Source organism: Corallococcus carmarthensis, assembly GCF_003611695.1.
Taxonomy (GTDB): domain Bacteria; phylum Myxococcota; class Myxococcia; order Myxococcales; family Myxococcaceae; genus Corallococcus; species Corallococcus carmarthensis.
In genome coordinates, this window is the sequence record NZ_RAWE01000320.1 from 1 (window position 1) to 7,910 (window position 7,910).

Genomic DNA, 7,910 nt, shown 5'->3' on the forward strand with positions numbered 1-7,910 from the left:
CACCAGCCCCAGGCCGAGCAACCCCCATGGCAGCTCCGTGTCCGACGCCAGCGCCCCCTTCACGGCGCCGCGTACGGGCCGCGCTTCGGCAGGCGTCAGCGGCGCGGTGTAGCTCATCAACGAACGCTCGACCGTGAAGAGCGGCGCCGACGGCATCCACTCGCGCACCGCGAGCCCCACGAACGGCAACAGCACCGCCAGCCCCAGCGTCACGCGCCCCACGCGAAGCGTCTGCCGCGCGTCCAGCCTCCGCTCCATCCCCAACGCCAACACCGCGCGCAGCAGCCCGAAGCCCACCGCCACCAGCGCCGCCGCCGTGAGGTACGCGGCCAGCACGTCCCGGATGAAGGCGCTCATCCCCGGCCTCCCTTGCGGCCCAGCAGCTTGCGGATCTGCTCCACCTCCTCCGCCGACAGCGGCACCGCCTCCACCAGCCGCGCCACGAGCGAAGAAGGCGTCCCGTCGAACACCGTCGCCACCAGGTGGCGCACGCTCTGGGCCTCGTAGGCCTCACGCGACAGCCGCGCCGAGTACAGGTGCCCCCGTCCCTCCTTGCGACTGAGCACCACGCCCTTCTGCTCCAGGATGCGCAGCACCGTGGACACCGACGTGTAGGCCAGCTTGCGCTCCGGAGGCAGCGCCGCGAGCACGTCCGCCACGCTCACCTCCCCCAGCCTCCACACCAGTTGCATCAGCTCCAGCTCCACCGGCGTGAGCGGCTTGGACTCCTCTGCGGACGGTGACTTCGTCACGGGCATGGCCTCCCGGCTTCGAACTAAATCCTTAGTTCAAACACAACTAAGCCTTTAGTTTGAATCCGTCAAGCAGGCGGGCGGTGACTCGTGGTGGCGGGCCGTGCGGATTCCCACGCACAGGAGGGGCTGGCCCCTTAGACTTCCGGCCACATGCTCCACGTCATACCTCTGGGCGGCCTCGGCGAAATCGGCCTCAACGCCATGGTGCTCGCCTGTCGTGGGGAGATGCTGCTCATCGACGCCGGCCTGATGTTCCCCACGTCGGGAATGCCCGGTGTGGACATCATCGTCCCGGACTTCACGCACCTGAAGCGCAACGCGGCCCAGCTCAAGGGCGTGCTCCTCACGCACGGCCACGAAGACCACATCGGCGCGCTCCCCTACCTGCTGGGCGAAATCCCGGTCCCCATCTACGGCACGCGCTTCACGTTGGCGCTCGCGCGGCAGCGCCTGGAGGAGCTGGGCGTGAAGGCGGACCTGCGCGAAATCGAGCCGCGCACGCCCTTCCCCGTGGGCAGCGTCTTCCAGGTGGAGGCCACGCGCGTGACGCACACCGTGCCGGACGCGGTGGGCTTCATCGTGCGCTCGCCCGAAGGCACCGTCATCCACACCGGCGACTTCAAGCTGGACCCCGACCCCATCGACGGCCTCAAGACGGACCTGGAGCGCTGGGGTGAGGCGGGCGACGAAGGCGTGCTGTGCCTGCTGTCGGACTCCACCAACTCCGAACACGTGGAGGAGACCGGCAGCGAGCGCGTGGTGCAGACCACCTTCGAGCGCCTCTTCCACGAAACGAAGGGCCGCATCGTGGTGGCCCAGTTCTCCTCCAACCTCCACCGCGTGCGTCACCTGTTGGACCTGTGCGAGCGCAGCGGCCGGCTCGTCGCGCTCCAGGGCCGCAGCATGGTGCGCAACGTGGAGCTGGCGCGGGAGATGGGCTACCTGGACGTGCCCGACTCGCTCTTCGTGCACCTGGACAGCGTGCCGAAGCTCGCGCCCCACCGCGTGGCCGTGCTCACCACCGGCGCGCAGGGCGAACCGCGCGCGGGCCTCACCCAGCTGGCCAACGGCGACGGGCCCGTGCGCCTGGAGCCCGGCGACACCGTCATCGTCAGCGCCCGCCCCATCCCCGGCAACGAGCGCTCCGTGGGCGCGCTGCTCGACCAGCTCCACTGGCGGGGCGCCCGCATCGTCTACGCCCAGGTGGAGCCCGGCGTGCACGTCTCCGGACACGCCAGCCGCCCCCAGCAGCGCCGGGTGCTGGAATTGATCCGCCCCCGCAACTTCGTCCCCGTGCATGGGGAAGTCCGGCACCTTCACCGACACCTGACCACCGCGCGGGAGGCCGGCATGGCGCCGGAAGGCCTGCTCCTGGCGCACGACGGGGACGTGGTGACGTTCGAGGAGGGGCGAGGCCGCTTCACTGGCAGCGTGCCCACCGGACGAATCCTAAGGGAGCGCTCCGGGGACGGGGTGATAACGCAGGAGACGCTGGTGGAGCGCAACCGGCTGGCGGAAACGGGTGTGGTGGCCGCGGCGGTGGTGCTGCGGCGCGATACCCAGGCGCTGGTAGCGGGGCCCCAGCTGTCCGGCCAGGGCCTCAGCCCGGACGAACAGGGCGTCCTGTCCCGGGTGGCCCAGGAGGCGCGGGCCTTCTTCGAGGAGCTCAACCCCCAGCTTCGCGGGGACGACGCCCTGGTCCGGGAGGAGCTCGTGAAGGCGGTGAAGCGGGCCTTCAAGCAGCACACCTCCCGCCGGACCCTGGTGGTGCCCTTGGTCGTCCGGGTGTAGGTATGGTAAGGGCGCGAAAAGGTCCCCCTCCATGCCCTCCTTCGACGTCATCTCCAAAATCGATCTGGCTGAGCTCGACAACGCGGTCAATCAGACCCGGAAAGAGCTCAGCACCCGCTATGACTTCCAGGGTGTGAAGGCCGAAATCGATATCGCTCCGGACCACACCTCGCTCACGTTGAAGACCAACAGCGAGGAGAAGCTCCAGGCCGCCAAGGAGGTGCTGCTCGGCAAGCTGGCCAAGCGCGGCATCAGCCTGCGCGTGCTGGAGTTCGGCGACATCGAGAAGACGGGCCTGTCCAACGTCAAGCAGCCCATCAAGCTCCAGCAGGGCATCCCGGTGGAGAAGTCCAAGGAGCTCATCAAGGTGCTCAAGGACTCGAAGATCAAGGTGCAGGGCTCCATCCAGGCGGATCAGCTCCGCGTCACGGGCAAGAACCGCGACGACCTGCAGGAAGCCATGGCGCTGTTCCGCAAGGAGCAGGACCGGCTGAACCTGGACATGCAGTTCACCAACTTCCGCGACTAGAGGCGCCCCCGCGATGCACGCCGTCCGTCTGGCCACCCTGCCCCTCTGCCTGCTCTTCGCCACCGCCTCGCTCGCGCAGGACGAGGCGCCCCGGCCCAGCAAGCCGGTGCCCGTCCTCAAGAAGGCGCCCCGGCCGGAGAAGGGGCTCAAGGACTTCGGCTCGCCGCTGATCCTCAAGCCGCTGTCCACCGAAGGCGCCACCGCGAACTTCTCCGCCCGGGTGGGCTGGCGCAAGGACACGCTCTTCGTGGGCGTGGAGGCCACGGACAACCAGCTGCTCGCGGGCGACGTCATCACCCTCACCCTCTACTTCCCGGACGCGGGGCCCACCGCCACGGGCTACACCTACCGCTTCGCCTTCGACGGCCAGCGCACCTCCGGGGCCGACAGCAACACGCCCAAGTTCGCGCAGGGGCTGGTGAACGCCGCGGTGCACCGCCAGGGCGACACGCTGTCGGTGGTGGCCCTGATTCCCGTGCGCGCCCTGCCCCGCTTCCCCGCCGTGGATCCGCTCGTCATGGACCTCTGCATCACCTACGAGGACCAGGACCAGGTGGGAGCCAAGGTGGTGCCGGTGTCCAACTGCAAGGGCGGCACCATGCCGGAGGGGGAAGCGCTGCGCCTGCCGGACGAGGCTCGCAAGAACCTCAAGCTCAAGCCCCCCGCCAGCGTCACCACGCTGGAGGCGGCCCCCACCGGCTGGCTGGGCTGGGGAATGCTCAGCTACCCGGACTGGGCCCAGGGAGAGGACCCCCTCACCCCCGCCTCGCTGCGCGCGCTGGTGGCCCCCACCGCCGTGGACGCCACGAAGATGGGCGTGAACCTGCCGGAAGCGTTAAGCCTGAAGGACGGGCGACCGGTCGTCACCGTGCTGACCGGGAAGAATCCCTATGCCGTCGAGGGTCAATGCGACTCCGATGACGAGCTCCGCATGGGGCTCTATGTCGTATCGGGGAAGACAGCCCAGCGGGTGCTCGACTGGCCGGCTGCCACCTGTGCGCTGGGACGCGCCACCTCGGTGGAGATGGATGAAGAGGGGGCGCTGAACATCGGTTACTCGAACGGCGCCATCATCAACTTCGTTTGGAGTGCGGACCACTTCGAGCGTACGCAACTGGGAAAGCGGTAGACGCGCGTGGAAGAGACCAAGAGCCTGTACATGATGACCCTCGGCTGCCCGAAGAACCGGGTGGACTCCGAGGTGATGCTGGGCACGCTGCGCACCCGCGGCTATTCGCTCGTGCAGGAACCCTCCGAAGCCCAGGTCATCGTGGTCAACACGTGCGCCTTCATCGGACCGGCGAAGCAGGAGTCGGTGGACTCCATCCTGGAGATGGCGGAGCTGAAGAAGACGGGCTCGTGCAAGACGCTCGTCGTCACCGGCTGCCTGTCCCAGCGCTACGGCCAGGAGCTGTCGCAGGAGATGCCGGAGGTGGACCACTTCCTGGGCACCAGCGCGTACGCCCAGATTGGCGACCTGCTGGCGGCGGAGGCCAGCCCGCGCCAGGTGATTCCGGATCCGGACTACATCCACAACGCGGAGACGCCGCGCATCAACTCGATGCCGAAGTACACGGCGTACCTGAAGATCTCCGAAGGCTGCGACAACGCCTGCGCGTTCTGCATCATCCCCACGCTGCGCGGTGGCCAGCGCTCGCGCACGGTGCAGGACATCGTGGCGGAGGCGAACAAGCTGGCGGACAGCGGCGTGCAGGAGCTGAACCTCGTCGCGCAGGACCTGACGGCGTACGGGCATGACCTGCCCGGCAAGCCGAAGCTCCACGAGCTGCTCAAGGAGCTGGTGAAGGTGGACGTGAAGTGGATCCGCCTGCACTACGCCTACCCGCGCGTGTTCCCGGACGAGCTCATCGACGTCATCGCGTCCGAGCCGAAGATCGCCAACTACCTGGACATGCCGGTGCAGCACGCCAGCGACAAGCTGCTCCTGTCCATGAAGCGCGGCCGCAACTCCAAGTTCCTCAAGGAGCTGCTGACGAAGCTGCGCGAGCGCGTGCCGAACCTGGTGATGCGCACCTCGCTCATCGTCGGCCTGCCGGGTGAGACGGAGGAGGACTTCGAGCTCTTGAAGGAGTTCGTGAAGGATCAGCGCTTCCAGCGTCTGGGCGTCTTCCAGTACTCGGATGAGGAAGGCACCTCCGCCTTCGACCTGCCGAACAAGGTCCCGGCGAAGACCATCGAGCGCCGCTGGCGCGAGGTGATGGCCATCCAGAAGCGCATCAACCGCGAGCAGAACAAGAAGCTCGTGGGCCAGAAGCTCACCGTGCTGGTGGAGGGCCCCAGCGAGGAGTCCGAGCACCTGCTGGTGGGCCGCCACGAGGGCCAGGCGCCTGAAATCGACGGGCAGGTCTACATCAACGACGGCCTGGCGTACCCGGGCGAGTTCGTCACCGTGGAGGTGACGGAGGCGCACGACTACGACCTCATCGCCCGCGTGGTGGAGCGTCCGGATCCGAAGCAGCGCGCGCACACCCCGCGCGAGGCCCCGCCCGCGCCCGTGCCCCTGAAGGCGATGGTGCGTCCGCCGGAGCCGCGGCCGGAGTAGTCCACCTCCGCGAAGGCAGTGCCCCGGGCCCGCCCCGTCCTCCTCCTGGAGGCGGTCGCGGGCCCGAGCCGTTCCCGGGCCCTACTTCGGATCCTCGGGCTCCAGCTCGCGCTCCTCGACGGGCGGCGGCTGCGGGCCCGAGCCCTTCGTGGGCACCGCCACGCCCTCGCCCAGCGGCGTGGGCTGGCACTCGCAGACGGTGCGCCGCGACGCGGACTCCGTGACGAAGGCGCACGTCGTGGGGCACTCGGGGTGGCGCCCCTCCTCCACCAGCGACACGGCGTAGCTCCGCGCGCCCTGGAGCGCCGCGTGGCACGCGGGCAGGGTCTTCGCCAGGGACGCCCACGGCAGCCGGTGCTGCGTGTTGGCCCCGCGCGTGGCGGTGGGAAAGCTCAGGCCCACCTGACAGCCCGTCTCCAGGCGCTGGCCCTCCGCTCCCCGGGGCTCCACGTACAGGCGCACGCCCTCTGGCACGTCCCGGAACACCTCGCCGGACAGGGCCACCGCGCCGTCGGGCTCCGCGCGCACGAAGACGCCGTAGCAGGCCTCCTCGCTGAACGCGCCGCCCTCGCCCGCGCACTGCTGCCGGCCTCCGCCCTCGGGCATCCGCACGTGGGGCCTGCGCAGCACCAACGCCCCACCCTGCGCGTCCACGGTGGCGGTGAACCTGCCCCACACGTCCGGCCCCAGGCGGCCCAGGCTGCTCTGAGACGGCCAACGCCCCGCGGCCTCCATCACCAGCGGCTTCACCCCCAGGCCTTCGGCCACCTCCACGGAGTCCACCGCGAAGGTGCGCGGCGGCAGGCCCGCGGCCGTCTCCAGCGGCTGGAGCCCCTGCGCCAGCGCGGGGTCCACCGCCAGACGGGAGAAGGGCTCGCGCGTGCCCAGCACGAAGGGACCGGTGAGGCTCGTCCCCCCCTGCGTCACCTGCACGGCCAGGAGCGGCCAGTCCCCCAGCGGCTCGCGGCTCAGCTCCACCACCTGCGTCTCGCGCACCGCGTCCGTCGCGCGCAGCTCCGCGGCGTAGGCCTCCCGGGGACGTGACGCGGTGAAGGTCACCTCGCGGCGCAGCGGATCCACCGTGAGGGCGTACGGGGCCAGCACGTCCTGCCCCAGCGTCACCGAGCAGCCCGTCTCACCGGAGAGCAGCAGCGTGCGCAGGGGCGGCGCCACCGGGCCCACCGTCAGCGGCGGGGCCGGCACCTCTGGCCAGGAGCGATGGCCTCCGGAAGGCTCCGGCACGCGCGCGGTGCCGGCGGGCGCGGGCGGCTCTCCGTTGAAGCAGCTGGTGGACACGAGCGACAGCGGCCGCGTCACGTCCAGCACCACCGGCACGGCCCGGTTTCCCAACCTTCCCGCCACCGTCAGCCGCAGCGCGGGCGAGGAGAGGAGGGGCAACGTCTGTCCCACGAGGCTCGTGGGACGTGAAGGGCCCGCGGGCGCGGCGGAGTGACATCCCGCGCCCATCAGCACGCATCCCGCCAGCAGCACGCCGCGCATGGAGGGCGGGCCGTCCTACTGCGCCTTCTTGGTGAAGTCGTCCACGCGGGTGCCCTCGGGCGGGTTCAGCTTGAAGCTGTCCGCCGAGATGCCCACGTTCGTCTTCAGGTCCAGGAAGGCGATGGTGTTCTCGCTGCCGTCCGGATCCACCACCGTGCTCTTGAGCACCTGCGCCGTCGAGGGGTCCACCTCCAGGCGCACCTGGCGGAAGCGCGGCTCGTTCTTGAGCGGATCCAGCACCAGCAGCGTGCCCTTGCAGTCCTTGCAGTCGCCCTTGGTGATGGCGAACTCGTCCGCCAGCTTCCCCTGGCCGAAGAGGAACGTCACCGACGCGGACAGCTGGCTGGTGTCCATGGCCGCCACCGACAGCGTCTGCGCTTCCGGGTCGTGCATGTAGACCTTGTTGCCCGCGAGCACGAACGTCCGCTTGGACGGGTTCTCGTACTCCCAGCGCATCAGGCCCGGCTTCTTGTAGGTCACCGTGCCCGTGGACGTCTGCGTGCGGCGGAAGGCCTTGTACTTGTAGTCCTGCTTGAAGCCCGCCTTGAAGTCGCCCGTCTTCTCGTAGAAGGCCTGCATCCGGTCCACGAGCGTCTTCACCTCGGGCGTCATCGGCTTCGGCGCGGGCTTCGTGGCGCTGGCGGCCACGCTCGCGTCGCCCTGCTTCGCGGCGGGGGGCATGGCGGCCGTGCCGGCATCCTTGGGAGCGGCGGGCTTCGGCGCGGCGGCGGGGGCCTTGGCGGTGGCCGAGGGCTTCGGTGCGGGCGCGGTG

Annotated in this window: 7 protein-coding genes and 1 pseudogene; 4 read left to right on the forward strand and 4 right to left on the reverse strand. The window is 69.9% G+C overall.

Translation table 11 applies throughout. The features are described 5' to 3' along the window. Both D7X32_RS41660 and D7X32_RS41665 read right to left on the reverse strand, forming a co-directional pair. Positions 1-357: pseudogene (locus D7X32_RS41660) on the reverse strand (tail length tape measure protein); the annotation flags it as partial. Continuing rightward, positions 354-752, reverse strand: a complete 399-nt coding sequence (locus tag D7X32_RS41665; RefSeq protein ID WP_120608069.1) for a BlaI/MecI/CopY family transcriptional regulator — start codon at positions 750-752, stop codon at positions 354-356. The pseudogene D7X32_RS41660 and the gene D7X32_RS41665, both read right to left, overlap by 4 nt. Positions 753-905: 153 nt before the next feature. Between D7X32_RS41665 and D7X32_RS41670 the strand changes: the two genes are divergently transcribed. From D7X32_RS41670 to rimO, 4 genes are read left to right on the forward strand one after another with little or no spacing between them, the layout of a single operon-like run. Continuing rightward, the gene (locus D7X32_RS41670; RefSeq protein ID WP_120608064.1) at positions 906-2,546 is read left to right on the forward strand and encodes a ribonuclease J; all 1,641 of its coding nucleotides are present in this window, start codon (positions 906-908) and stop codon (positions 2,544-2,546) included. Positions 2,547-2,577: 31 nt separating this feature from the next. Continuing rightward, positions 2,578-3,075 carry a YajQ family cyclic di-GMP-binding protein gene (locus tag D7X32_RS41675; protein ID WP_120608065.1) on the forward strand — a complete coding sequence of 166 codons (498 nt, stop codon included), beginning with the start codon at positions 2,578-2,580 and terminating at the stop codon, positions 3,073-3,075. A gap of 13 nt (positions 3,076-3,088) precedes the next feature. Then, positions 3,089-4,204: a hypothetical protein gene (locus D7X32_RS41680; RefSeq protein ID WP_120608066.1), complete on the forward strand. Its 1,116-nt coding sequence runs from the start codon at positions 3,089-3,091 to the stop codon at positions 4,202-4,204. A 33-nt stretch (positions 4,205-4,237) separates the two neighbouring features. Continuing rightward, a complete protein-coding gene (rimO, locus tag D7X32_RS41685; protein WP_216618840.1) occupies positions 4,238-5,638 on the forward strand; it encodes a 30S ribosomal protein S12 methylthiotransferase RimO in 1,401 nt (466 codons plus the stop codon). Between the two features lie 81 nt (positions 5,639-5,719). On the opposite strand, the gene D7X32_RS41690 is transcribed toward rimO, so the two are convergent. After that, positions 5,720-7,138 carry a hypothetical protein gene (locus D7X32_RS41690; RefSeq protein WP_120608068.1) on the reverse strand — a complete coding sequence of 473 codons (1,419 nt, stop codon included), beginning with the start codon at positions 7,136-7,138 and terminating at the stop codon, positions 5,720-5,722. A 15-nt stretch (positions 7,139-7,153) separates the two neighbouring features. Next, positions 7,154-7,910: outer membrane lipoprotein periplasmic chaperone LolA (lolA, locus tag D7X32_RS41695; RefSeq protein ID WP_439329048.1), on the reverse strand; the 757-nt coding region annotated here is incomplete at its 5' end.